Source organism: Cystobacter fuscus, from assembly GCF_002305875.1.
GTDB lineage: Bacteria > Myxococcota > Myxococcia > Myxococcales > Myxococcaceae > Cystobacter > Cystobacter fuscus_A.
In genome coordinates this window covers 4,152,909-4,177,497 of the sequence record NZ_CP022098.1, presented here as the reverse complement: position 1 = coordinate 4,177,497, position 24,589 = coordinate 4,152,909, and the positions used below count along the sequence as shown (strand labels likewise).

Annotated in this window: 18 protein-coding genes; 7 read left to right on the top strand and 11 right to left on the bottom strand. The window is 68.2% G+C overall.

Annotated features, from left to right (window positions below):
• Positions 1 to 5: 5 nt before the first annotated feature.
• Complete coding sequence (locus tag CYFUS_RS17180) at positions 6 to 938, bottom strand: trypsin-like serine peptidase (protein ID WP_157758491.1); 933 nt, start codon at positions 936 to 938, stop codon at positions 6 to 8.
• A 20-nt stretch (positions 939 to 958) separates the two neighbouring features.
• Complete coding sequence (locus CYFUS_RS17175; RefSeq protein WP_198316604.1) at positions 959 to 2,785, bottom strand: caspase family protein; 1,827 nt, start codon at positions 2,783 to 2,785, stop codon at positions 959 to 961.
• 301 nt (positions 2,786 to 3,086) lie between these two features.
• Here CYFUS_RS17175 and CYFUS_RS17170 point away from each other — a divergent pair, with 301 nt between their 5' ends.
• The 6 genes from CYFUS_RS17170 (at position 3,087) to CYFUS_RS17145 (ending at position 12,353) form a co-directional block, all read left to right on the top strand.
• Positions 3,087 to 3,692, top strand: coding sequence for a hypothetical protein (locus tag CYFUS_RS17170; RefSeq protein WP_095986208.1), 606 nt, complete (start codon positions 3,087 to 3,089; stop codon positions 3,690 to 3,692).
• 12 nt (positions 3,693 to 3,704) lie between these two features.
• The gene (locus tag CYFUS_RS17165) at positions 3,705 to 4,643 is read left to right on the top strand and encodes a hypothetical protein (RefSeq protein WP_095986207.1); all 939 of its coding nucleotides are present in this window, start codon (positions 3,705 to 3,707) and stop codon (positions 4,641 to 4,643) included.
• Positions 4,574 to 6,442, top strand: a complete 1,869-nt coding sequence (locus CYFUS_RS17160; protein WP_198316603.1) for a S8/S53 family peptidase — start codon at positions 4,574 to 4,576, stop codon at positions 6,440 to 6,442. The genes CYFUS_RS17165 and CYFUS_RS17160 overlap by 70 nt, the downstream gene beginning before the upstream one ends.
• 105 nt (positions 6,443 to 6,547) lie before the next feature.
• Positions 6,548 to 8,827 (top strand): sensor histidine kinase, encoded by a 2,280-nt coding sequence (locus CYFUS_RS17155; protein WP_157758490.1) that lies wholly within the window; start codon positions 6,548 to 6,550, stop codon positions 8,825 to 8,827.
• A gap of 8 nt (positions 8,828 to 8,835) precedes the next feature.
• Positions 8,836 to 10,293, top strand: coding sequence for a sigma-54-dependent transcriptional regulator (locus CYFUS_RS17150; protein WP_095986204.1), 1,458 nt, complete (start codon positions 8,836 to 8,838; stop codon positions 10,291 to 10,293).
• Between the two features lie 386 nt (positions 10,294 to 10,679).
• Positions 10,680 to 12,353 carry a kelch repeat-containing protein gene (locus CYFUS_RS17145; protein ID WP_095986203.1) on the top strand — a complete coding sequence of 558 codons (1,674 nt, stop codon included), beginning with the start codon at positions 10,680 to 10,682 and terminating at the stop codon, positions 12,351 to 12,353.
• Between the two features lie 123 nt (positions 12,354 to 12,476).
• Here CYFUS_RS17145 and CYFUS_RS17140 read toward each other — a convergent pair whose 3' ends face one another.
• The 9 genes from CYFUS_RS17140 to CYFUS_RS17100 all read right to left on the bottom strand — a co-directional run bounded on the left by CYFUS_RS17140 (position 12,477) and on the right by CYFUS_RS17100 (position 22,266).
• Positions 12,477 to 13,616 (bottom strand): response regulator transcription factor, encoded by a 1,140-nt coding sequence (locus CYFUS_RS17140; protein WP_232537616.1) that lies wholly within the window; start codon positions 13,614 to 13,616, stop codon positions 12,477 to 12,479.
• A 197-nt stretch (positions 13,617 to 13,813) separates the two neighbouring features.
• Positions 13,814 to 15,079 carry an iron-containing redox enzyme family protein gene (locus tag CYFUS_RS17135; RefSeq protein WP_095986201.1) on the bottom strand — a complete coding sequence of 422 codons (1,266 nt, stop codon included), beginning with the start codon at positions 15,077 to 15,079 and terminating at the stop codon, positions 13,814 to 13,816.
• A gap of 127 nt (positions 15,080 to 15,206) precedes the next feature.
• Positions 15,207 to 15,989 (bottom strand): SDR family NAD(P)-dependent oxidoreductase, encoded by a 783-nt coding sequence (locus CYFUS_RS17130; RefSeq protein WP_095986200.1) that lies wholly within the window; start codon positions 15,987 to 15,989, stop codon positions 15,207 to 15,209.
• Between the two features lie 4 nt (positions 15,990 to 15,993).
• Complete coding sequence (locus tag CYFUS_RS17125; protein WP_095986199.1) at positions 15,994 to 17,307, bottom strand: hypothetical protein; 1,314 nt, start codon at positions 17,305 to 17,307, stop codon at positions 15,994 to 15,996.
• Entirely contained in the window at positions 17,304 to 18,164 is an 861-nt protein-coding gene (locus tag CYFUS_RS17120; RefSeq protein WP_232537615.1) for a GNAT family N-acetyltransferase, read from the bottom strand. Before CYFUS_RS17120 ends, CYFUS_RS17125 begins: the two co-directional genes overlap by 4 nt.
• 29 nt (positions 18,165 to 18,193) lie before the next feature.
• Positions 18,194 to 19,285 (bottom strand): hypothetical protein, encoded by a 1,092-nt coding sequence (locus CYFUS_RS17115; RefSeq protein WP_095986198.1) that lies wholly within the window; start codon positions 19,283 to 19,285, stop codon positions 18,194 to 18,196.
• Positions 19,286 to 19,480: 195 nt separating this feature from the next.
• Positions 19,481 to 20,416 carry an amidohydrolase family protein gene (locus CYFUS_RS17110; RefSeq protein ID WP_095986197.1) on the bottom strand — a complete coding sequence of 312 codons (936 nt, stop codon included), beginning with the start codon at positions 20,414 to 20,416 and terminating at the stop codon, positions 19,481 to 19,483.
• On the bottom strand, positions 20,409 to 20,684 hold the full coding sequence (locus CYFUS_RS17105; RefSeq protein ID WP_095986196.1) for an acyl carrier protein: 276 nt from the start codon (positions 20,682 to 20,684) through the stop codon (positions 20,409 to 20,411). Before CYFUS_RS17105 ends, CYFUS_RS17110 begins: the two co-directional genes overlap by 8 nt.
• Positions 20,662 to 22,266 carry an AMP-binding protein gene (locus CYFUS_RS17100; RefSeq protein WP_232537614.1) on the bottom strand — a complete coding sequence of 535 codons (1,605 nt, stop codon included), beginning with the start codon at positions 22,264 to 22,266 and terminating at the stop codon, positions 20,662 to 20,664. The genes CYFUS_RS17105 and CYFUS_RS17100 overlap by 23 nt, the downstream gene beginning before the upstream one ends.
• 222 nt (positions 22,267 to 22,488) lie before the next feature.
• Between CYFUS_RS17100 and CYFUS_RS17095 the strand changes: the two genes are divergently transcribed.
• Positions 22,489 to 24,456, top strand: a complete 1,968-nt coding sequence (locus CYFUS_RS17095; protein WP_095986195.1) for a serine aminopeptidase domain-containing protein — start codon at positions 22,489 to 22,491, stop codon at positions 24,454 to 24,456.
• The last annotated feature ends 133 nt before the right edge of the window (positions 24,457 to 24,589 follow it).

Sequence of the window (24,589 nt, the reverse complement as noted above, 5' to 3'; positions counted from 1 at the left end):
ACCACTCAGTCCCAGCAAGATGCCCGGGCCCGGATGAATTCGTTGGAGAGTAGGGCTCGCGTGCTCACGGCGGTGTTGCGCCAGGCGAACTTCCCCGAGGAGTGGACGCCAATGACCAATCCCGTGCTCAAGTCGAACAGGGGTGAGCCCGAGTTGCCCGACAGGGTCGTGCAGTCGTGGAACAACCGCTCGCCCTCGGCTCCCATCAGTTCCCCCGGCGAGGCCCGCAACACGCCGTAGACGTGCTCGAAGAGCGAGTCCACCCAGGGAAGGTGCCCATCGCCGTAGAGCGGATAGCCCACTCCGAGCACCCGCCGGGCGCGCGAGTCCGCGGGTCGCCGCGCCAGCCTCAACCCCCCGTCCAGCGGCCCCTCGGCCTCCATCTCCAGCAGGGCCACGTCCTCCGAGGGATGACGGACCAGAACACCCGTGATCGACACGATGCGCTCCTCGTGCCGGTCATCCGCGTCGAAGTGGGCGACGAAGTTCCCTCGCGTCAGATCCTCGCGCTCCTGCTCCAGCCTGTCCGCCACGTGGGCGCTGGTCACCAGCACCCGGGGCGCGACCTGGAACGCCGTCGCCAGGGGAATCCCCCAGCGAAAACCGAGCGAGGCGATCCCCGGCAGTTGCGCCAGGAGGATGGCCCGCACCGCCTCCTCCATCTCCAGGAAGGAATGGGGCGGCAAGCGCCCCCGCTCGATGCGCAAGGCCGGCCGCGCCATGCGGATGGCCACCTCCAGTACCGCGGACTCGACGGGCAGCAGCCGGCTGCCCGCGCGCAGCTTGTCGAACGCCCTCCGAGCCAGCGCCCGGTCCACACTCAACGCCACCGCGGCCTCGAAGCCGACGAGCGCCCGGGGCTCCGGCCAGAGCTCCTCGATGGCCCTGCCTCCCAGGGCGCGCTCCAACCGGTGCCGGAGCGAAGTCATCTCATCCATGGGCGCGCTGTTTCCTCCATTCAAGGGGGTGGACGGGGGTCCAACCAGAACCGGATGTGCTTCACCGCGTACCTGTCCCGACCGCCACTCTGCATCAACTGTTCCAGGGAGACCGGCGGTGCGCGGGTGAGCCGGGAGTGGGAAGTGCCGAGCAGGCGCAGGTCCACGGGAAACTCCGAGGCGATGACCACGAGGGACTCGGGGCGCGCGTCCTGACGGGGCGTGACCTCGGGCCATTCGAGCTCCAAGCCCACGAGCGTCCCATCCGGCCCGGCGCCCAGGGTCTCGACCCGGCCGCTCCCCAGCACCATCCCCGAGGGCTGCGAGGCATTCAGCAAGGAGATGGCCCCCCCGACGCCCACGTCGAGGACCGAGACGTGGAGGCGGGTGTGGCCACGAGCTTGGAGGCGGACATAGACGCGCTCTCCCGCGTGAAGGCAGGCCCCCGCCGTGGGAAGCGGAAAGGCACGGCGAGCGGACACCCGACCCCACTCGAGTTCGAGCCACTGCGTGAAGCGCTCCGAGTCGCCGCCGTCGCCGAGCTCGCGCAGTGACTGGGCCCGGGCCAGGACCTCCAGGGCGTGGAGCACCCCTGGGACGCTGGAGGGGGTGAGCGGCAGGGGATGGACGATTCCGTCCAGTCCCGAGTCAAGAACGTCCACGCCTCGCTCGCCGAGCCGGACGTGGGCGAGCACGGGCTCCCGCTCCTCCATGGACGCCTGACGCACGAAGAACGAGGTCCGAAATGCTTCCCGCAGGCGGGAGAGAAGCGGCGCATGGGCGTCCCAGGAGCCCTCCAACACCACGGCGCGCCGGGGTTGCTGGGAGCGGCGCGGGAAGGCGGGAGCCCCCGTGGGAACGAGGGCCGAGCTCCTCCGCACCAGCGCCACCCGGCTCGAGCCGCCCAGCACCTCGAGGACCCGGGCGGAGGCCAGGGCGCGGGCCTCGTCCGGGCCGTCGGCGCCCAGGGGCATGACCGCGTATTCATCGCCCTCCCGCACCCCGTGCAGACGCCCTCCCCGCAGCCAGTGGTGGCCGTGCTCGGGGTAGTAGGCGAGGGAGGACTCGTGCTCGAGTTCCTCGAGCTGGAACAACAATCGCCGCTCGGGGCCCTCGAGCTCGGGCCGTTGATGGGAACAACGGGCGAGCACCCGCTCCCGGATGCGTCGGCCGAGCTGACCCCAGGACACCCGGAGCCCGCGCGCCTCGTCGAGCACCTCGAGGAAGGCATCGGTCAGCAACCCGGTGCGCACGCCGCGAGCGTTGGTGTACTCGTAGGCCTGTTCGTCGAGCGCCGCGGCCACCAGCCGCACCGCATGCGGGTTGCTCTCGATGTGGCGGCCCCCCAGCGCCTGACCCCGGGCCTGGAGCCGCTTCAGGTGCGCGCACACGACGGGCAGCGGCACCACGGGGAGCGCCCTCGGCACCAGGTCCACGCTCCGGAACATGCGCGACGCGAAGCAACAGTCGAGCACGACGGTCACGTTGCGTGTCCTCGACGTCAGCTCCTCCAAGAGCGCCGACAGCTCGAGGGCGGTGATGCCGCGGAAATCCTCTTCCGTGGAGAGCTCGAAGTCCGCCGGCACGATGAACTGGACGCCGGAGCCCGGTGCGGGAGCCCAGGCCCCGTGCCCCGCGTAATAGACGAAGGCCGCCTCGTCCGGAGCACACCGCTCGATGAGGTGGCGGTAGAGCTGGAGGATGCGCTCGCGCGTCGCCTCTTCTCCCATGCACACGGTGACGTCGAAGCCGAGCGCACCGAGCGCCTCCGCGACCCGCCGCGCGTCTCCCAACACGCCGGTCAGTCCATAGGTCTGGCATCCGAGGATGAGGGCCTGTCCACGCATCGCCGGGCGTGCCAAGCAAACACCATGCCTCGAGGGCGGGCATGGGCGTCCACCGAGGGATGAAAGCATCCATTCCCCTCGTGCGAATACACGCCGCCGTGGTCGTTTTCGTCCACCGCGTGGAAACCAGGCGGAGCCCCTCGCCGGGTGAATCCATGGGCCATGGGTGGGCCGGCCCAGGGAAGCAGGGACGACAGGTTCACATGGGAGCCCGCGCGAGCGGCACGGAGGTTGCTCATGTCTCCCCACGCCATCACTGGCACGTCGTCATCCACCCAGACATCTCAACGAGGCCTCTCATATGACTCTCAATCCAGCCCTGTCCGCCGTCTCCTCGCGCTCGACGCGGGGGAATCCTTTCAACGTGGCGTTCGCCGATCTCTACCTTCAATTGCTGAGTCCGCGTGGCCCTGGCGGCAACCGCCTCCAGAAGCTGGGCATCGCCGCGGCCACTCCGGACGCCGCCCCTGGCGGAGACGGCGCGCTGGAGCAATGCCTGTCCCAGCTCCTCGGGCGGGAGGTGCGGCTGAGCGAGCCTCAACGCCACGCCTTCAAGCGCCTCGCGGAGCTGCCGGAGCTCGCCACGCTGTCTCCCTGGAGCGGCCAGGTGCGACACGAGGAAGTGAGGGAGATGGTCTCCGCCTCGAGCCTGTATGACATCTACCTGGCGCTGCTCAAACCAGACGGCGGCCTCATGAAGCGGTTCAAGGCGGTCCAGGCCGCCGCCGCCCTCTACGAGCCGGGCACGCCCGGCAGCGGCGACACGCTGGAGCAGGAGCTGTCCCGGCTCATCGGGCGGCCCGTGCGGCTCAGCGAGCCGCAGTTGCGCTGCTTCAAGGAGCTGCTCGTGGATGAGCCCGCCTTCGCCCATATCGCGCCCTGGGAGGATCTCACCGCGAGCTGGTGAGACCGCGCCGCCATGAACGCCACGATTGACTCCACCTACCAGGGGGTAGTGGCCCAGCTCCCCCTGGAGCTTCGCGATTCGGCGCGGGGGCTGTTGTTCGAGCTGGGACTCGCCCGCGCTCCCGACATGGGATGGGCGGACGTCTTCCAGCTCCCGCCCAGCAGGGATCTGCCCCTCTTCGCCCTGTCCTCCGAGCACGCCCCCTCCGAGCCCGCGCTCGAGGCGTTTCGGAGGGCCCACCACGGCGCGTGTTTCTACAACGTGCTGGTGGATCGCCTGGCCGACCACCAGGCCGCCGCCACGCCCGAGCGGGAGCGTCTGGCGGCCCATTTCCTGGCGTACTGGCGGCGGAGCCTCGCCGAGGCGGAGGGGGGAACGAGCCCCCGGGTGGAGTCCATCGAGCGGAGCATCAGGGCCTGGCGCCTGGGCGTCGGGCTCGAGCAGGCGGCGCTGGCCCGCCGGACACTCCGCCTCGCGCGCTATGGCCGCTCCATCCTGCTCAAGCTCGGGTGGGCGGGACTGGCCAGCGAGAGTCTGTTGCACCAGCGGGGGGAGTCGCACCGGAGTCCGTACTTCCGGCGCGCCTTCTTCCTGCTCGCGGTGGGCATGCAGTGCGTGGACGACGCGGCGGACAGCGCCGAGGACGAGGCCGTCCATGGCGTGAGCCTTCCCACCGCGCTGGGCTTTCCACCCCCCGCGCTCTTCAGTGCCGGAGCCCTGCTGACCAGAGCCGCCGGAGCCGCGGCGGCGCGGGGGGGGTTCGAGCACTTCGCCCACTGGCTGTCCCACCGCGCGCAGGAGTTGGAAGGGATTCGCGCGCGGCGCATCCGCCCCGAGGACAACCTCGCGGGAATGGTCATCGCATCCTCATTGGAGGCCGTATGTCTCTCCGTGGCCGGGCCTACCCAAGACAACACCGTGGGTACCAGCTCCTCCGTCAGCTCGATGTAGTCCCCTCACGCGACGAGTTGTCCTATCTGGACTTCTCGATCGTCTCGCCACTGCCCGGGGCGGACGGCCGTCCACTGTCCGTTCCCGCGAGCTGGGTGCCCTTTCCCTCCGTGGGCCAGGAGCGGCTGTATGTGTCTCCCTCCGTCGACGAGGGCGCACTGCCGGCGCGCTTCATCCAACCCCTGGTCTGCCGCGGGCGGGGTCATCCCACGCCCGGGGTGGGCTACATCGGCGTGGACAGCCGGGTCTGGATGGACGAGCGCTACACGGGCGAGCCGACGCCCCTCCCAGGCACTCCCTCCCCGGAGCTGGAGCAGCCCGAGATCGGTTTGCCCCGCCCCCGGCTCTCCGTCGAGGCCCTGCTGCATGGCCTCGGGCTTCCCTCACCACACCTCGCCGCCCGGCACTGGGATGGACACGAGGGCGCTCCGGTGCGGGTGGCCGTCATCGACACGGATTGCGGCGGATGGGACGTGCTGCGCGGCCTGGATGAAACCTCCCTCCTTCACGCCGCCTCGGAACAGGGGTTGGGGTTTCCCCGGAGTCCCCATCCACCAGAGCCCTCGCGGACCGTGGCGGGCCATGGCGTGGTGATGGCCGCGGCGGTCGAGGCGGTCGCGCCCGGCGTACGCCTGGGCTTGTTCGAGATTCCCCTCGCCCATGACTCGTTCCTCCATGTCACCGACCTGGCGGCGGCACTGGCCCGGGCGGTGGGGGAGTGGGGGGCGGATGTCGTCCTGGTGGCCATGGCCCATGGAAGCTGGGGCGTTCCCGCCCACCTGCGGGCCATCCTTCGCGGGTGCGCCCGGAGTGGCCGGGGAGGACGGGGCGCGCTCATCGTGTGCTGCACGGGGCGCATCGATCAGAACCGCGACGTTCACGGAGACAGCGCGGTGCTCGCGAGCGACGACTTCAACGCGCAGCCCTGGGTCATTCCCGTGGCGGCCTGTGGCCTCGGAGGCGGCTGGTACCGGCTTCACGGCACGCCCCTCGGGCGCCTGGGGCCCTCCGTCGAGCTGTGCGCGCCCGGGGAACTCGTCACGTTTCCGGCCATCGGGGCGGCGGACGATTCGAGCCTCGCCGCGGCGCTGGTGGCTGGCACCGCCGCTCGCATGGTCGCCACCCATCCGGAGTTGCGCCTCGCCGAGCTCCGCCAGCTCCTGCGAGCGACCGCCGTGAAGACGCCTCCAGAGGAGGCACCGTCGGCCCCGGGCTTGGAGGCCCGTCATTTCAACGACTGGGATCAGGGCGGGCACAACTTCAAGCTGGGCCATGGACGGCTCGATGCCCTGGGGGCATGTCTGGCCGCCGCGGATCCCTTCTGCTTCGCCTTGCTGGCCACGCGTGCGCCACTGTCCGTCCCAGGGTCCCCCGCTGAAGTGGAAATGGAACAGGAGGCGGCTCGGAGCTGGGAGGCCGCATTGTGGAGCAGTGCTCCCCATGAACCCCTGCTCCGACGCTACCTGTCCCTGCGGGGTTGTTTCGTCCCCCTCGTCCTGCGTGACAGCCCGCTGAAGGACGCGCTCTTCTGGCTCGCGCGCCACCTGCGTGCCCTGCGACGGCACGGCCTCGCGACGTGGCCCGTGGACGAAACCGACCACGGAGCCCTGAAGGACCGGTGCCTCCACGTGTTGGAGCTGCTGGGTGAGGCACTCGAACAATCCCCTCCGGAAGTCCCCGCCAGCGAGGCGTCGCGCTGGCTCTACACCCTGATGCGTCGGTTGGAGGCCACACCGTCCCAGACCATCGCGCGGTTCCTCGCCAAAGCCCTCGCCTTTCCATCGGGAACGTCCGGCTAGACTCCACTCGTCTCTACCCAGGAGCGAGGAATGAACCCAGCACCGAGTTCTCGAGGACGACACCAGGGCGGCCCGTGGCTGCTCGTACCGGGAGTCCTCGCTCTCGTGCTCACGGGGCTCGCGGCCCACGGGGCCTGGAGCACCCAGGCAAAGCCCTTTCCCTCCCTGCTGGTGGACGCCCATCACTTCTATTCGTTGGTGCTGCTGCCCTCGTGGGATCCACAGACATCGATCGGGGGCCACCCGTGGCCGTCCACCGAGCCCCTCCCGCTGGCGCGCCACCGATTGGTCTCCGTGAATGGAGAATCCCTCCCCAAACACATGCCGCTGAGCGCCCCCCTGGCGCTCTACGCACTCGCGGGGGAAACCTGCTCCGACGCCAGGGTTTCCCTGCTCTTCGAGAGCCCACAAGGTCAACGCCTTTCCGTGGACGTGAAAGGCGGCTGCCTGGACTTCGACGAGGTCTTGCTCTTCTTCGTCACCTACGTGCTGGCGGCCTGGATGGTGCTCTGGTCCGGCGGACTGGTCCTGACGCTGAGCAGCCGCACCGCCGCCCGCCGGGCCTTCGTGGGGTGGTCGGCCGTGACCTTCCTCTTCCTGCTGTCCTTCTACGACTACCACACGACCGCGTGGCTCGCGCCGCTCTTCTCCGTCTCGAAGGTGGGCCTCATGCTCAGCGCGCTCTGGCTCGCCTACGCCTTTCCCTCGCCTCCCGCGTGGAGGACGGTGGGCCTGCGCCGCCTGCTCTCCGCGCTGACGGTGCTGGGGGCCGCGACGGCGCTGGGCCTCGTGGCCGCGCGCTTCACGGGAACGGACATCGAGCCCGTGCGCAATACCACCGATCTGTTGCTGGCTCTCTGCATCGCGACACTGGCGCTCGTCGTCCTCCTCCGGCTGCGCCGCAGCACGGGACTGGAACGCGCCGAGTTGCTCACCGCCTCCGGTGGCCTCGTCGTGACCCCCCTGCTGATCGCGCTCATGCAGGTGTTCTCCCTGTGGACCGGCAGGGAGATCCGGCACCTGGCGCTGCCCTTCATCGTCCTCGTCCTCCCGCTGTCCATCGGCTACGCGCTGATCCGCCACAACATCCTGGAGGCCCGGGTCGTGCTCACCCCGAGGATGCTGCGGGTTCCGCTCTTCCTCGGCGCCCTGCTCCTGTCCGTGCTCGGGACGTACCTGTTCCATCTGGTGACCCGGACCGGACCGACACAGCTCATGCTGCTCCTCCTCATCGGCGGAGCGCTCTTCAGCGCGTTGATGGTGCTCGCCCATGGGCTGGCGGTACGCCTGTTCTTTCCCGCCACCCTGGCGTTCCGCGGCACCATCGAGGGACTCAGTGATCGGCTGGCGGCCCTGCGTGACGCGCCCACCATCCGGCGGACCCTGGAGGAGGAGGTGATGAATGCCGTGCCCACCCACTCGGCCCGGATCCTCGAGCCCTCGGCCCTGGGTGAGCTCCCCCATCTGCCCCCGGAAGCCCTGGAGGAACTCGCGCGGGGCACCCATGTCTGGACGGCGCAGAGCCCCCGCGAGCGGCACCTGCTGATTCCCATGCGCTCACGGGGGGAGCTGCGGGCCGTGCTGTTCATCGCCCCCAAGCGAGAGGGCGCCCTCTATACCCAGGAGGATCTCCAACTGCTGGAGACCCTCGCCAGCCTGGGCGCCCTGGCGCTCCACAACGTCGAGGCCGTCCAGGAGCTGGAGTCCCTCCGGCGCCTCGAGGTGGGGGCGGCGCACAAGGAGAAGCAGCTGACCCTCAGCGCGATCAGCGAGGAGGTCTGCCACGAGATGGTCTACCCGCTGAGCTTCCTGCAGGATCTGCTCCGGCGGGGCGCCGATGGCCAGGCGCTCGGGGAGGAGGATCTCTCCTTCGCGAGAGAAGAGGTCGAGCGCATGAAGCGGATGCTGGACTCCCTGCGACGGCTCCAACTGCCCCGGCCCGAAGTCGGTCCGCTCCCCCTGCTCGGCCATACCCAGCGGGCGCTGCATCTCATCCGGGAGTCCATCCAGCGCAAGCGGCTGTCCGTCATGGTGGAGATCGACCCCGAGCTGACCGTCCGCGCGGAAGGAGACTCCCTGGTCCAACTGCTCAGCAACCTCCTGCGCAACGCGGCCCAGGCGGCACCCGAGGAGGGCGCCATGGGCATCCGAGCCCGATGGGACGCAGAAGGGCAGCTCATCGAGATCTGGGACACGGGGCCCGGCATCCCGGAGGAGGTCGCCCAGGCGCTCTTCACCCATCGCCGCGTCACCACGAAGCAGGACGGCTATGGCATCGGACTGACCGTGGTTCAACGCATCGCGCATAACTTCCGCTGGCAGGTCTTCTACTTACGAGAGTCCGATCGCACTCTCTTTCGCCTGACCCTTCCCCCTTCGCCTTGACCACCCCCATGAACGAACAGCAGTCACTCCGGGTCTTGATCGTCGATGACGAGCGCATCGCGCTCAGGAGTTTCGCCAACCTCCTGGAATCCCTAGGGAACGCCGTCCCCTACCGGGCCAGCTCGCTGGAGGAAGCTCGGCAGATCCTCGAGGAAGTCCTCATCGACATCGCGTTCATCGACCTGCAGCTCTCGCCGGACTTCCGCAACCGGGATGGCCTCACGCTCATCCAGGAGCTTCGCGAGCGCTACCAGACGGTGCCCGTCGTGGTGAGCGGGCACAGCCAGGTCCACGAGGTCCGCGAGGCCATGAAGTTGGGGGCCGAGGACTACGTGCTCAAGACGGAGCTCGAGCAACGGGTCTCGATCATCCTCAATGCCCTGCGCCGCAAGCTCGAACTCAAGGAGGAGTTGCTGGACCTCCGGGCGAGGGGCCCCGCCGACACGACACTGGGCCTGGTGGGCACCTCGGTGCCCATCCAGAACCTGCGCGCGCTGATCCAGCGGGTGGCCACGGCCAACAGCCAGGAGCTGTTTCCGGTGCTCATCCATGGACCCACGGGCTCGGGAAAGGAGCTGGTGGCCCAGGCCATCCACAAGCTCGGCCCCCACCCCTCGGATCCCTTCTTCGACGTGAACTGTGGCGCGCTCGCCGAGACGCTGATCGAGGATCAACTCTTCGGCCACGTGCGCGGGGCCTTCACGGACGCCCATACGGACAAGGAGGGGTACTTCTCGCTGGTGCGGCGGGGCACGCTCTTCCTGGACGAGGTGGCGGAGTTGAGCCTGTCGCTCCAGGCGAAGCTGCTGCGCGTGCTGGAGACCCGGCGCTTCCGGCCCGTGGGCCCCACGGCGCGCGAGCAGCTCTTCCAGGGGAGGATCGTCGCCGCGACGCATGTCGACCTCAAGGAGCGGGTCCGGGAGAAGCTCTTCCGGGAGGATCTCTTCCACCGGCTCAACGTGCTGCGCATCCTCGTGCCGCCGCTGTCGGATCATCGAGAGGACATCCCGGCGCTCGTCCAGCACTTCGCCGCCCGGCAGCACCGGCCCATGCAGTTCACCCAGCGGGCCATCGAGCAGCTCAGCCGACGACCCTGGCCGGGCAACGTGCGTGAGCTGCGCAACGCCATCACCCGGCTGGCCATCCTCGCCGAGTCCGAGAGCATCGACGTGGACACCCTCGAGCTCTACCTGCCGCTGGAGTCCGCCGAGCTCTCGCTGGGAGGCGCGCTCTCGGATGAACTGGGGCAGATGGTGCGCAAGCTCCTGGCACTTCCGATGAAGGACAGGCTCGACGCCATCACCAAGGCCATCGTCCTCGCGGCCGTGGAGCAGGCCCGGGGCAACAACACGGAGGCCGGCAAGGTGCTCGGCCGCAGCCGCAAGTTCGTGGAGCGCTACCTCAAGAAGCTCGCCAAGGGAGGCAAGGACACGTCCCCGGAGGATGAGGACGAGGAGGATTCGTAGCACCTCGGGCGCACCTGCTTCGTGAAGAGCGTGGACGATTTCGTCCATCACCCTCCACCCCCTGGCCGGAATCGTCCAGGGCGGGAGTGATTTCCAAGCGAGTGTTCCGCCGAAAGGGCCTTGGCGGGGGTGTTGGCGCGTGGATTGCTATATCCACACGGCTCTCTCAGGAGCTGGACGTACGCCACATCACGCAAGGCGACATCACGAGCGGACGGGCCAGGCATTTCGTTTCCTACGGGCAGGAGGGTGTTGCTCAAGGGGGGGACACCCTCTTGCCCGGTGGGAATCCACGTCAGAGTCTGTGCGGCAAGGTTCCCGGGCACCCGGGGACTCGTCCACGCGCGGAGCGGAAACGCTCTTCAAACATCACGGCAGGAGTCTTCATGTATCGCATCACGCTTCTTTCGCTCGCGGTCTTCGTCACCGCGTGTGAAGGCGAGCCCAGGGAGCACCCTCCCGCATCCCTGGCGGTCCACACCTCCTCGAAGCATGCGCCCATGCGAGCCTCCGCGCTCGTCGCCGACGATCAGTGGATTTCCACCCGGAAGAACACTCCGGCGTCGGTCACCCTCTCGGCGAGTGGTACGGAGGAAGGCCCCCTCAGCTACACCATCGTCACGGGGCCAGCCTCCGGCAGAGTGGAGCAGAACGGCGCATCGGTGACCTACATCCCCAACCCCGGTTTCGCGGGCAGCGACTCCTTTACCTACCGGGCGAGTGCCCAGGGTGCTGTCGCGACGGTTCACCTCCAGGTCATCAACGTCCCCCCCGTGGCCCACTATCAACTGACCTGGGCTCAGAAGAACGGGTCCAAATCCATCACGCTGTCGGCCACGGATGCGGATGGAGAGGAGCTGACCTACGCGCTCGTCAAGAGCCCTGGCCATGGGACCCTGCGACAGACCGGAGCCAGGGTGCTCTACACTCCCGAGACCGGCTTCACGGGAGCGGACTCGTTCACGTTCCGGGCCCTCGACTCCACGACCCATGGGAACACCGCGACGGTCTCCATCGTGGTCGTCAACGACGGAGCGTGTATGGAGTTCGCGGGCCGATGGGTCTCCACGGGAAGCCTGGGTGGGCCTCGAATCGGGCATGCCGCCACCCTCCTCGAGGACGGCCAGGTGCTCGTGTCCGGGGGATTCAACAAATCCACTGAATTGTATGATCCGCTCCTGGGGACCTGGTCTCCTGGAGCGAATGCCCGGGCCGACCAACGCCACCACACCACCACGCGGCTTCCCGACGGACAGGTGCTCATGGCTGGCGGCGATGGAAGCCAACCGGGAAGCTTCACACAGTTGTACGACCCCACCACCCGGCTGTGGATGCCTGGCACGCCCATGAATTCAGCGCGGCAGGATCACTCCGCCACGCTGCTTCCCGATGGCCGGGTGCTCGTCACGGGCGGCGGTGACACCGACTCTGGCGCCGTTCGCGACTCGGCCGAGCTGTATGAACCCACCACCCATCAGTGGTCACCCACCCACCCCATGACCACGGCGCGTCAGACCCATACGTCCACCTTGCTGCACGACGGCCGGGTGCTCGTCACGGGTGGCCGCGAGGTCAGCGGCAAGCGGCTCGCGTCCGCCGAGGTGTATGATCCCACGCTTGGAACCTGGACGAGGACCGGGGACATGGCGGTCGCGCGCGGCGACCACACCGCGACGTTGCTGCCGGACGGCCGGGTGCTCATCGCGGGTGGGGCCGAGTCCCATGAAAAAAGCCAGACGTCCGAGTTGTATGACCCCGCGCACGGAACCTGGACGGCCACGGGGGACATGTTGAGGGCACGTCGCCATCACACCGCGCTGTTGCTGCCTGACGGTCAGGTGTTCGTCGTGGGTGGGTACAACGACAGGGAGGGGATCCTGTCCCTCGCGGAGCTGTTCGATGCCCGCTCGGGAGTCTGGAAGTCCGCCGGCTGCTCGAGCGTGAGCCGGTGGGGGACCACCGCCACGCTGCTGTCTGGACCCGAGCGGGTGCTGATCGCCGGCGGAGTCAGCAACGAGGACCAGGCCTCGGTCGACCTGTACTTTCCGGCCAGTCGCTGACGCCCTGGAGAAGCGAGGCGGGAGGGCACACACGAAAAGTGCGAGCCCTCCCGCCGTACTCTTCAACGGAGATCGCCATCGGAGGCTCCGCCCCTCCTCGGAAAACTCCCTGCTCCCCGGTGCTCAGCACAACGTCCAGAAGCTGGCCGCGAGCATGCTCCGATTGTCCGCCCCACACTTCTTGAGGATGTGAGACATGTGCAATTCCACGGTGCTCTTCTGGCAGCCGAGCGCCCCGGCGATCTCCTTGTTCGTCTGTCCCTGCACCGCCAGCGCGACGACATCCGCCTGACGCGCGGTGAGCCCCCACAGGTGCCGGGCCGCCTGCAACCGCTGGCGGAAGGCATCGTCCTCGTTGCGCAGCACGGCCAACTGCGAATGGCGTGACTCCAGCAGGCCCACCAGTCTCTCGGCAATGAACGGCATCAGCTCGTCCAGCAGGGTGGCCGAGGACTCCTCGAGCTGCTTCTGCACATGCCACACCTCGATGCGCCCCACCTTGCGCCCGCTCGTCTCCAGCAGGAAGCAGCTGCGCTGGCCGTCCCGTCCCCACTCCCCGGCCGAGTACAGCAGCCGCATTCCCTCCCCCTCATCCCCCGTCACCCAGAGCTGCGCGCCACTACAACCGAGCTGCACCCGGCTCAGCTCCACCACGAAGCGCGCCAGCACCTCCGCGCGCGAGCAGTGCGCGAGCACGCGCGCCGCCTGGAGCACCTCGGCCCGGGAGGCGAGTTTGTGCACCCGGGCGACCTCGGGACGCTGGTGCCCCTCGGCCCGGAAGGCACAGGTGGCGGCGTCGTGCGAGAGCCCGTCCGAGTGCTCCAACCCCTCCACCTGCCAACCGAACAGCTCGAGCGTCCGGCGGACATAGCCGCCAATCCAATCACATAGCGCTGGCGCCCCCTCCCACTCCGTCAGCCGCAACTCGAGCGCTCCATCCTCGTGCTGCGAGTCCCACCGGCCCACGTCGAACATGCGCCGCCAGCACAGGTCCAGGTTGCGCACCGCGAAGGACGGCCTCGCCAGGTGGAGCCCCCACCGCTGCTCTCCCAACAGCTCCCGCTCCACCGTGAAGCGGCCCAGCTCTCCCATGACGAAGCCACTCCCGCAGCCGGTGTATTCGCACAGCGCTCGGAGCAGCAACCGGAAGAGGCCCAGATCGTACCAGCACGCGGGCACCGGCCGCAGCACGCCGGTACGGCCCACCGCCGGCAACGCCTCCACCTGCATCCTCCAGGCGTCTTGACCGAACCGCTCATGCACGAAGTGTTTCGTGTGCTGCAGGAGGGAACCCTTGACGAGGCCCATAATTTCAACCCGGACGAATGGAAAGGGATGCCCCGGGTCCCCTCGGCGACACCGGAGGCATGTGCATGATGGGAAATACCCACGGCTCGTGGGCGGCCACGAGCGCCACCCACGAGCCGTGAACTCACATGAGCCGTGGAAGCAACCACCCGTCAGTGATTGGCCGGCCCCTGCTCCTGACGAAGCACCGTCTGGCCGAGCTGGTGCAGCAGGGGCAGGTTCGTCCCCGTGAGGTAGAGCGCCTTCTCCCCGCCGGCGACGTGCTGGTGCCAGTTCCAGGGCGGGACATAGAGCGCATCGCCCGCGCGCCACTCCACGCGCTGGCCCTCGATGATGGACCAGCCCGAGCCCTCCAGCACGTAGATGAGAGACTCGTAGGCGTGGCGGTGGTTGGACGTCGCATGGCCGGGCGCCAGCTCTCCGACGCTGAAGCTCACCGCGCGTGAGGGCAGCGACACCTCGTACACCGGGTGCCCCCGCGAGCGACTGAACTCCTCCGCTACACCCTCGCGTCCCACCTGCCGGTGGATGAGCGTCTCCAGCGCGTGCTCCACCGGCCGCGGCTCCAGCGAGTCCCGGTTGCGCGTGGTGTCCACGAAACCCGACGAGCCGCTCCGGGTGACGCACGGCATCTCCCGGGCGCGGCACAGCAGGCTGTCGTAGAAGCCCGCCCGCAGGTTGAGCGCCATCAACGCGCCCGTGCGCAGCAGCGCGCGCTTCGTGGGGTCTTCCGCCAGCTCCTCCGCGATGCGCAGCAACACCTCTCCGTGCTCATCGTCGATCTTCTGGTGCAGATCGAAGAACACCCTGTCCCTGGGTGACACATCCATGTATGTCTTGATGGCCTCCAGGATGGGCGTGTACACGCGGCGGACAACCAGCTCCGTGCCAAGGCCCATCGCCCCCACCGCGACGGGCGCCCCCAACGAGCTGCAACACTGGAGGAAGAGCTGGCTCCATTGCACGGCCTCGTCGCAGAAGGGGTGCGCCCGCAGCCAGGCCTCGTCCATGCGCAGCGCCTCGAGGTAGCGCCGGTAGAGCACCGGATGGGGCACGTTCTCCACCCACTCCAGCTCGATGCCGTGGCGGCGCATCAACTCCGCCTCGTCCGGGCTCACCCCGTGCGCCTCCTCCAGCAGGTTGGCCAGCAATGCGCGCCGGTGCTCCGAGCTGTCGAGCTGCGAGATGGTGGCCGTCAGATACCTTTGGAAGTTGATGCTGTAGGCGTAGTACTGGTGCGCGTAATCCCGTAGCGCGCCCACCGGATCCGGCAACTCGCCACTCGCGAGCGCCCGCAGATAGGGATGATGGATTGCCCTGTGCCCGCCCACCTCCCGCTCGAGCTGCTGGATGAATTCCCGCGCTCCGGGAGTGCGAGAGGGTTCGGACCCGGTGTCCACTCGGTGTTCGCTCATCATGTTGATTCCTACGAGATGATAGGGATGATCCGACATCAGACCGGCCCACCGGGAATCCAGTGGCCGGGCACTTCGACAGACATTGACAAGGATTGAGACCGGGCGGCCCAGACAGTGCCCAGGCCACTCATGTCCGTCCCTCGCTGCTCACCCCCGAGCTGGCCAGCCCGCCCGCCAGCTCGCCTCCGTCGATGACGAGCGCCTGCCCGTGGATGTAGCGGGCCCGGTCCGAGGCGAGGAAGAGGAAGAGTTCGGAGATTTCCTCGGGACGCGCGTGGCGGCGAAGGGGAATCTTCGCGTTCACCTGCTCCAGCATCGCGGGCGTGTACTCGCGCTCCTGCATCGGCGTCATCACGTAGCCGGGGCAGATGGCGTTCACCCGCACCTTCGGGGCCAGCTCGATGGCGAGCGAGCGCGCCAGCTCGATGACGCCCGCCTTCGAGGCGTTGTACGAGGCGTAATAGGGGTAACCCACGAGCCCGTTGGTGGAGCCCATCAGCAGAAGGACGCCCCCCGCTCCCGCCATCATCCGTATGGCCGCCTCGCGCGCGCAGAAGAAGACGCCGTCCAGGTTGACGGAGATGACCCGCCGCCACTCCTCCGGGGAGCACTCCAGGAAAGGACGCCGCACACTGATACCGGCGTTGGCGACGAGCACGTCCACGCTCCCCAGCACCCGGTCCACGCCGACGAAAGCCTCCCGGAGCGAGGCCGGCTCCGACACGTCCGCGGCGAAGCCAGACACGCCAGGCCCCAGTTCCTCCAACACCCGCCACAGGGCCTCCTCGTCACGGTCGATGATGGCCACCCGGCTCCCCGCGCGGAGGAACGCCTCGGCCGTCACCCGGCCGATGCCACTGGCTCCGCCCGTGAGCACCACACGCTTGCCTTCCAGATTGTCATTGCCCATCTTGTCAGCCCTCGTAGGTGTAGCGGATGTCATTGCCCATGCTCGCGGCCCGGCGGATGACCGGCTCCAGGTGGCTGTGGCGGGAATCCGCCGCCAGCCCGTGCTCCGCGAGCAGGTGGCGCGCCTCGTCCACGTCACCGCCGAGCACGGCGCGCATGAGTTGCCCGGCCACCTCCGTCACGCCCTCCTGGAAGCGCTCCAGGGTGACGCGCAGCTCGCCGCGCTCCGCGTCCAGGGAGACGAAGTCCTTCTTCACCAGGTAGGAGAGCACCAGGTGCGCGGCCTCGAAGTCCGGGTGGATGGTCTGGTCGCCGCGACCGAGGAAGCGGAGCATCTCCGCGAGGTAGAAGCCCGTGGGCGCGGCCTGCCGTGCCTCCTGCCGCCACGGCCCGTGCAGCGCCAGGTAGCCGAGCACGTCGCAGAGCGCCTCCTGGAGCGCGTAGGAACGGGCCGTGCCGAGTTCCTTCAGCCTGCCGAAGGCGGCATCGCGGTGGCGCCAGTAGTGCCCCACATCGTGCCCACGAAACCAGGTGAGTGCCACCATCGAGTCGCAGACGTCCTCGTCCTTCACCGGCAGCTCCGGACACAGTCGCCGGAGCAGCGGCAGGCTCAGGCAGCGGGTGCGCTCCAGGTAGATGTTGTGGAAGATGAGCGTCTTGCGCGGCTTGAGCTTGCGGTGCCCCTCGTCCTCGGGGAGGAAGTAGGTGAAGTGCTTGGGAAAGCCATTGGCCTCGCCGCCACAGAGCACCAGCTCGCTGACGGTGAAGGAGGGGATCTCCGCCAGCTCCAGCCCCTGCAAACCGAGGAGCTTCTCGTAGTAGCCGCGCAGCGCGCCCAGCTCCGCCTCGAGCGCACGGACGCGCCGCGTGAGCCGCTCGTCCTCCAGGGCGACACAGGTGGAGTGAAGATAGGCACCGCTCTTGCCGGGCCAGGTGACGAGCGGTCCGCACAGCACCACCAGCCGGTCGTTCGCCGCGCGGGCCAGGGCCGTGGCGGCCTCACGGGTGTCATGGCGCCGCAACCCCACGGCCCGCAGACGCATCAGCTCCGCGATATCCTCGTCCGGGCAGCCGCTGGCCGCCGACTCCAGGGCGAGCGCGGACTGCTCGTAGAGCCGCCGTGCCAGGTCCTGGTCCGCCATCGAGCCGTCGTTGCGCTGCAGTGAGCGGAGGGTGTTGGCGAGCCGGGCCAGGTGGACGAGGTGATGCCAGCCCCGCGGAAGGTATTGCTTGAGCGCGGACAGGTTCAGCCCCAGTTCGGGGATGTTCCCGCACCCGTCCGTCGCCCAGAAACTGCGTTCGACGTCATCGAGGATCATGGGCGTGCATTCCAGAGGTGAGAGCCGGTTGCTCGAGCGGCCTTGCGCTCGGCCCGCGCGCGACTCCCACGCAGCGCCCTGCCCAGCTTCCTGGTGGTGAGGAAGAACAGGATGCCCGGCAGGGACAACCGGGCCAGCACGAGGAAGGCGTCCACGGGCCGCAGGTGTTGGCGGAAGTAGCGGTTGATGTTGTCGTCGTCGCAGGTGGGCAGCTCGCCGTAGAGCGCGTCCAGGTTGTCGTACGCGCCCTTCACCCGCAGCGACGGCGCCTCCAGCTTGTCGCCCTGCTTGAGCCACGCGGCGAGCTGGCGGCCCATCTCCTGGACCTTGTCCGGCACCGGCATGGAGAGGCTGGGAAAGGTGTTGCGCTCTCCCGCCACCTTGTAGAAGGACTGATAGACGACGGGGTTCTCCGTGCGCATGGCGACGTAGAGATCCCGCGGTCCCGCGCGCAGCAGTTCCGCCAGGAGGAACTGACTGAAAAGCCCCGTCATGATGCCGGTGTTCTGCAACTCGGGGAGCACCCCCGTCGAGTCCAGGTACAGGCACGTCTGCCCGGCCAGCGTCAGCCGGTGGTAGCCCGTCCAGCCGACGATCCGGTCATCCGCGCCGTGGATGAAATAGAAGCGGGTGAGCTTGTCCAGGTAACCGTCGAGGGAGCGGTCGCGCCAGTAGGGCGCCATGTCGGCGCCGAAGGCGAGCGTGGAGACCTCGCGGAGCGCGCCGTAGATGGCCTGCTTATGCGAGGCGTCCAGCGCGAAGGGCGGTGCCCAGCAGGCGCCGCGGTAGCCGCGCGAGAGCGGGAGGAGGGTGGGTTTGACGTTGAAGGGACGGGCGAGTGCCGAAAAGGAGGGCATGGCGTGGCTCCGGATGCTCAGGGGATGGCCTAGGCGGATACGATGCCGGTGGCATGGCCCGGGACGAGCGCGGGCCGCAGCCCGAAGAAGACGGTCGACGCCACGAAGTGACCCAGCCACAGCATGGTCATCCACATGGGGAAGAAGATGAAGAGCATGGGCAGACTCCCGTGGGTGGCGAAGCACAGCCCCGTCCACGTGAGGAGCGACACCGCGCTCATCAGGGCCGTGTTGGTGGCGAGCATCGTGAGCAGCCGCTGATACGTGAGTTCCAGCACGGCGCCGCGCGACGCATGCGTCACGCCCACCACGGCCCCGCCAGTCACCGCGACGAAGAAAGCGCCGAACCACGCCCGGACGAGTTCCTCCGTGACGAGGCCGATGGGGCCCAGGAGCTTCCAGAAGAGCGTGCCCACCAGCAGGCCCAGCAGCAGGCCCGGGACGTTGTGGGACACACGGGACCAGTGCCAGGGCTCGGGGAAGTGCATGTGCTTCGCACCGCCCGGGGCGCGCAGCAGCGGAGGCAGCAGCAGGCCGGTGACCTTCTGGTACTCGCGGTAGACATCCTTGACGAGGAACACCATCCGCCTGTCGTAGAGGACGGTGCCGATGATGTTGGCCACGTTCGCCGCCATGGCCAGCAGCAACAGGCTCACCGTCATCCTCGGAAACGCGAAGAACATCGGGAAGAAGGCGGTGTGCACGGGGAAGCGCAGCCAACGCCGCGTGCCCACCTTCCACATCTCCATCGGCGGCGGCTTCGCGTTGTGCATGCGCGCCAGCACCGCCGACGAACCGAACGCCATGCCACAGTCGTACTCGAAGAGGTGGATCTGGAAGTACCAGGCCCAGGAGGCCACCAGCGTCCCCCCCGCCACCCAATACCAGACCCCTTGCAGATCCCAGATGATGATGGGCACCTCGCGCCAGAGGACGCACGCCATCAGCAAGTACGAAACGTTGATGAGGGACTGCACCCCACGCCAGGAGATGGGATCAATCCCCGTCAGCCTCTGGATGATGGCCTTGAGGCGCACCATGGCGACGATGGAGTGCTGCACCCCGAAACCGGCGATCAACGCCAGGTCGATCAACAAATCCAGCACATACTGTGAATTCATGAGCGCTCCCCGGGACCGGGTCGTGCACGAGCCCCAATGACTCGCAAGCATTTGTTCTTGACAGAAAATGGAATGCCTGGCGGCCCCATTCCACACAATTGTTTGTACTTTCCGGGAGGCCATCCGTACATACCAGCGCGCCCTATACAGGAAAGCCTGTATGGAGTTCGCCGGAGCCCTCCCCAAGCCGCCCGCTCAGCGGCCCCGGAACAGACGGGACGCGTTCTCCCGCAGCACGAGCCGTAACCGAGGCCCCGCGAGAACCTCGCGCGCCACCTCCAGGAAGGACTCGAGGTGCTCGGCCTGGCGCGCATCCTCCTGGAAGACGGGCCAGTCCGTTCCGAAGAGCAGCTTGTGGGCCGGCGCGCTCCGGAGCAGGTGGCTCAACCCCCGCCCCTCGCTCCGAGCCCCCTCCTGGAACCCGCTCACGTCCGCGTAGACGTTGGGCCGGAAGGCACAGAGCATGGCGCATTCGTCGACATGGGCCGTCGCCGCGTGGGCGAGGATGAAGTTCACCTTGGGAAACAGGCGCGCGGGCTCATCGACACAGCCAGGGCGCGCGGGCTCGAAGTCCAGGTTGGACGAGGTCGGCCCCATGTGCAGGAGCACCGGGACGTTCCAGGCCGCGCAGAGTTCATAGAAGGGGTACAGGAGATGGTCATCGGCCCGGTAGCCGCACGGGGGATAGAGCTTGAGACCCCGGAAACCGTACTCCTTCAGCCCGCGCTCGAACAGCGCCAGTCCGTCGCGTCCCCATCGGGGATCCACTCCCGCCAGGACCTGGAAGCGGCCCGGGTGCCGCTCGAGGATGCGCCGGTGCTCGACGAACATCTCCTCGATGGTCAGCTCGCAGTCCTTCAGGCGGTACGTGAAGTCCGGGAGCAGGAGGACACTCCAGTCGACGCCCGCCTCGTCCATCTGGCGCACCAGCTCGTCACAGCCATGGTCTCCCAGTGCCTCCAGGGCACGGTCCACCAGGCGCCCGGGCTGGACCGGCACCCCCAGTGCCTCGTGCATCACGGTGATGTTGCGGATGGCTCCCTCCACGAAGGAGCGAGGAATGAAACGCCGCGAGGCCGCATGACAATGCGCATCCACCACTCCAGGCGAAACCACGGCCGGCTCAAGCATGACCCATCTCGCGACGCCACTCCGACCGGGCCATCCGGCCGAGTTCCAGCAACTCACCGACTGTCCGGACCGAGCCGAGCCGCTCCTGCAGTGGCTCCACCGGCACCGGGTAGCGCTCGAGGAAGCGGCCCACGATGATCACCAGATTCAACGAGTCGATTCCCAGTTGGCGGAGCGCCGTCTCGGGACGGACGCGCCGGGTCCTGTCCGGAGGCAAGGCCTCCTCGATGACGGCGAGCAACTCCTCATCCTCGGCTGACACTGACATGGTGTGCGTCCTCCTCTCTTCGAGCGGGGGTCCTCCCCCACGATGACAACAGTTCCCGGAGCGCCCACCGGTTGAGCTTGAGGTTCTGGGTGAGCAGGCCATTGCCAGGAGTGAATGGCTCCCCCGTGAACACGACACGCGTCAGCTCCTGGCCCGCCAACTCCCGGACGAGCCGCGTCAACTCCCCACGTACCGTCTCCTCGCCATCCCTTCCCGGCCCCGAGAGATGGACGACGCAGGCCAGCCCCAGGTTGCCGTCGGGCAGGAGCGCGACCTGGTGGATCAACGGCAGGCCCATCAGCTCCCGTTCGATCAACTCCGGGTGGAGCTTCCGACCATCTCCGAGCACGATGACGTTCTTCTTGCGGCCCAGCAGGTGGAGGAAGCCATCACCGTCGAAGCGACCCAGATCGCCCGTGGCGATCCGGCCGCCTCCCAGGTACGTCTCCGCGTTGGCCTCGGACCCGAGGCCCACATAGCCCGCGGTGAGTGGAACCTCTCTGTGAACGATGATCTCCCCGTCGGGGGCGAGCTCGAGCCGGACGCCGGGCGCCGGCCGCCCGACACTGCCGGAGCGCGTGGCCTGGGGTGTGTTACAGGCGATGATCCCACACTCCGTCATCCCATACGCCTCGAACAGCGGCAGCTCGAGGGCCTCGTACACCTCCAGCGTCGTCCGGGCGACGGGCGCCATGCCGGTGATCATCAACCGCATCCGCCCGCCCAGCTCCGCGAGCACTCTCCGCCGGAGCGGTGCGAGCACCCTCCGGCGTGGTCCGGCCAAGAGGCTCCCGGGCCGGAGCCGGGCCATCATGCGCATCAACCACCGGAGCGGCGCGGATCGCGTCACCCTCCGGGCGATGGTCTCGAAAAACAGAGGTGGCGCGAGGAGGACGGTGGGGCTCGTCCGCTTCAGCGCGGGCAGCAGGTGTAGCGGCTCGACGAGGACGAACGAGATGCCGTACCAGAGCGCCGAGTAGACGAGGAAGCGCTGCTGGAGGTTGGACACCGGCAGGAACAGCAGCACGGTGTCGGAGGAGTCGAAGGCATACGTGTCCCGCAGCTCGTCGACCACCTGTTCGAGGCCGGAGCGGGGCACGGAGATACACCGGGGCGTCCCGGTGCTCCCCGAGGAGAAGACGCGGAAGGGAGTAGTCCACTCCGGCCCGGCTCGCGACGCACCACCGGCCCGCGGGAGGATTGGCTCGCGAGCATCCGCGGCCACGACCCACCCCAGGTGAGCGAAGCGGGAGACAGGCGGGCCGCTCTCCAGCACGAACAGCGCGGCGAGTTCCTGCTCCGCCGCGAACCGCTCGAGGTCTCCCTCGAGCTGGGCGGCCGTGAGGGTGACGATCTCGCAGCGGAGCGACACCAGCGCGAGATCCAGGACGAGCCACTCGTAGGTGTTGGCCGCGAGCACGCCGACACGCATGGACTCGTCGAGCCCGCGGCAGCGCAGCTCGCTCACCTTCTCCCGCACGTCCTGCTGGAATTGAGCGAAGGAATGGCTCACCAACCCCATCCGGCCCCACGTGGTGATCCGCGCCGCTGGATGATCACCCAGACACTCCACCAATTTCATGAGCTCAGCCAATGACAAAAAACCCCGCTGGATTGGGACCCGTTACCGATACGCTGGCGACCGTGGCTTTTCAATACATGATTACCCTATACATGAAAACCCGAGTCCGACCCTCGCATTGACGAACCACGAAATGGATTGATAGGGTTTCATGACCTTCCCATAAAGATTCATCAATTCCCCCGGAGCGGTTCCCCTCGCGGGCGGCCCCCGAGACAACTCATGCCGAGAACGATTCTGGTAGCGGACGTCGACAAGCCCCTCGGTGGGCTGCTGGCCGCGTGGTTGCTTGCCACGAGCCGGGACACCGTCGTCTGCTGGGCCCCGGATGCACCGGGCACGACGAAGGACGCACTCGAGCAGCGGCTGCGCTCCCTGTGGGCGGGGTCCGCGCTCGGTGCCCGGATGCCCCTACCCGGGACCTTCTCCCAGGGCCTGCGCTCGCTCGAGGGTCTCTCCCTCGGACAGGAGCGGTTCGACGAGGTCTGGAGCCTTGGACCCACGCAAGGCCTCACCCTGGCCTGTGACGGCATCCCACCGGCCTCGCCGCACCGGTTCCTCGTCCCGCTGCGTGGGCAGCCGGTGGGCGCCTTCAACCATGTCAGCACCCTCCACGTGGCCGGAAGCAAGCCCGGGACGATCCGGGAGGAGCCCTTCGACGCGGGGTACCCGGCGAACACTCCCGACGAGGACGCCGAGCGTGCCGCGGAGCGGGAGGTGGTGGCGTGGTGCCGGGAGGCAGGCATTCCCTGTCGGATCTTCCGTCCCTCGATTCCACTCGGTGTCCCGCTCACCCGCCACGCCCCAGGTGGGCTCCAGGGTTTCCTCGCGGCGCTCTTGCGCTTCAAGGAACTCCTCGACGCCAAGTCGCCCGGCTACCTCCAGCAGCGCTCCCTCCGGCTCGTGGCCGCTCCAGGGGTCGGCCCGGACGTCCTCGGGGTGAAGCAGGCTCTGGAGTGGATGTGCCAGCTCTCGCGCGACCCGGCCCTGGTGGATGGCTTCTTCCACCTCGTGAGCCCGGAGGGGTGCTCGCTGGATCAACTCGGCCAGTTCCTCGGATCGGTGACAGGGTTGAAGCTCGAATGGGCAGGCGAAGGCGTGGCGCTCGATCCGATCGAGACCCTGTTGCGTGCCCGCACCGCGGCCTTCGAGCCCTACCTGAAGCAGCCCAGACACTTCGACAGCACCCGCGCCCGTCTGGCCGCTCCTGGCGCCTGGATGGCGGCGGACAAAGAAGGGGGGGAGTTGCTCCATTCGCAGTGGGTGGCGTCGAGGCAGGAATCACACCACGAGACCGCGCGAGCACTCGAGACGCTGGAGCGGCGCACGCTCGACTCCGGGGACGGCGGGCCCATCGAGTACCAGACGGCGGGGAGCGGCCCGGTGCTCGTCTGCATCAATGCCGCGAGCCAGGGCCTCACCGTCTGGGGCCGGTTCCTCGCGCACTTCCTGAAGAGCCATCGCGTCATCTACTGGAGCCCTCGCGGCGTGGTGGAGCAGGTGGCCGTGCTCGAGCGCATCCTGGAGCAGGAACGGGTGCGCGAATGCCGACTCATCGCCTGGTGCAGTGGAGCCAGGCTCGGGCTCGAGTTGCTGAGCCGGGGAACCGACGCCTCCGCGATGGTGTTGGTCACGGGCTCCTACTCGCCCATCCCGGGACTGGAGCGGCTGGAGACAGCATTCCAGAAGACGCTCCGGCGCATGTGCCAACTGGCGAGCCAGCGGCCGGAGATGGCCTCTCTGGTCAGGACCTCCATGGTGTCCATGCTCGCTCATGAGCAGACACCGCCCCCGGGCACACCCCAGGGCGGACCCGGGAACGTCCTGGCCACCCCCAGCCGGGAACTCCGGCAGGCCATCGCCGAGCCATTCAACGATGTCCGGAGCATCCGGAACTACAGCCTCCAGGTGCTCGCGGAGGCGTCCCGCGACATCACCTCGCTGCTCGGGAAGGTGACGGCCCCGGCCCTGCTCATCAGCGGGGAGTTGGATCAGATCGTCTCGCCCGAGCTGTCCAGACTGGTGGCGGAGCGGCTCCCGGCTGCCCACTCCGTGCAACTCCGGGGTGCCACCCACTACTGCCTCCACGAGAACGCCGAGCTGTTGATCGACCTCGTCGAGAGGTTCTTCGAATCACCGCGGAACTTCCGTCCCGCGGTGCGCCCCCACGAGCAATCTCTATACATATAAACCCGTATGGGGTTCACCCGTGTGGATGGCTCGCGGGAATTGGTTCACGCTGTCCATCCCTCACGGCATCCCATGACTGTCATTCCCTGACTCGTTTCCTGGCTGGCCTCCGCGGTGTGGCCCCAGGCCGCAT

Coding starts and splice junctions, on each gene's coding strand:
- CYFUS_RS17180 (WP_157758491.1), bottom strand. CDS start 938: ATGGATGAGATGACTTCGCTCCGGCACCGGTTGGAGCGCGCCCTGGGA.
- CYFUS_RS17175 (WP_198316604.1), bottom strand. CDS start 2,785: ATGCGTGGACAGGCCCTCATCCTCGGATGCCAGACCTATGGACTGACC.
- CYFUS_RS17170 (WP_095986208.1), top strand. CDS start 3,087: ATGACTCTCAATCCAGCCCTGTCCGCCGTCTCCTCGCGCTCGACGCGG.
- CYFUS_RS17165 (WP_095986207.1), top strand. CDS start 3,705: ATGAACGCCACGATTGACTCCACCTACCAGGGGGTAGTGGCCCAGCTC.
- CYFUS_RS17160 (WP_198316603.1), top strand. CDS start 4,574: ATGTCTCTCCGTGGCCGGGCCTACCCAAGACAACACCGTGGGTACCAG.
- CYFUS_RS17150 (WP_095986204.1), top strand. CDS start 8,836: ATGAACGAACAGCAGTCACTCCGGGTCTTGATCGTCGATGACGAGCGC.
- CYFUS_RS17145 (WP_095986203.1), top strand. CDS start 10,680: ATGTATCGCATCACGCTTCTTTCGCTCGCGGTCTTCGTCACCGCGTGT.
- CYFUS_RS17135 (WP_095986201.1), bottom strand. CDS start 15,079: ATGATGAGCGAACACCGAGTGGACACCGGGTCCGAACCCTCTCGCACT.
- CYFUS_RS17130 (WP_095986200.1), bottom strand. CDS start 15,989: ATGGGCAATGACAATCTGGAAGGCAAGCGTGTGGTGCTCACGGGCGGA.
- CYFUS_RS17125 (WP_095986199.1), bottom strand. CDS start 17,307: ATGATCCTCGATGACGTCGAACGCAGTTTCTGGGCGACGGACGGGTGC.
- CYFUS_RS17120 (WP_232537615.1), bottom strand. CDS start 18,164: ATGCCCTCCTTTTCGGCACTCGCCCGTCCCTTCAACGTCAAACCCACC.
- CYFUS_RS17115 (WP_095986198.1), bottom strand. CDS start 19,285: ATGAATTCACAGTATGTGCTGGATTTGTTGATCGACCTGGCGTTGATC.
- CYFUS_RS17110 (WP_095986197.1), bottom strand. CDS start 20,416: ATGCTTGAGCCGGCCGTGGTTTCGCCTGGAGTGGTGGATGCGCATTGT.
- CYFUS_RS17105 (WP_095986196.1), bottom strand. CDS start 20,684: ATGTCAGTGTCAGCCGAGGATGAGGAGTTGCTCGCCGTCATCGAGGAG.
- CYFUS_RS17100 (WP_232537614.1), bottom strand. CDS start 22,266: ATGAAATTGGTGGAGTGTCTGGGTGATCATCCAGCGGCGCGGATCACC.
- CYFUS_RS17095 (WP_095986195.1), top strand. CDS start 22,489: ATGCCGAGAACGATTCTGGTAGCGGACGTCGACAAGCCCCTCGGTGGG.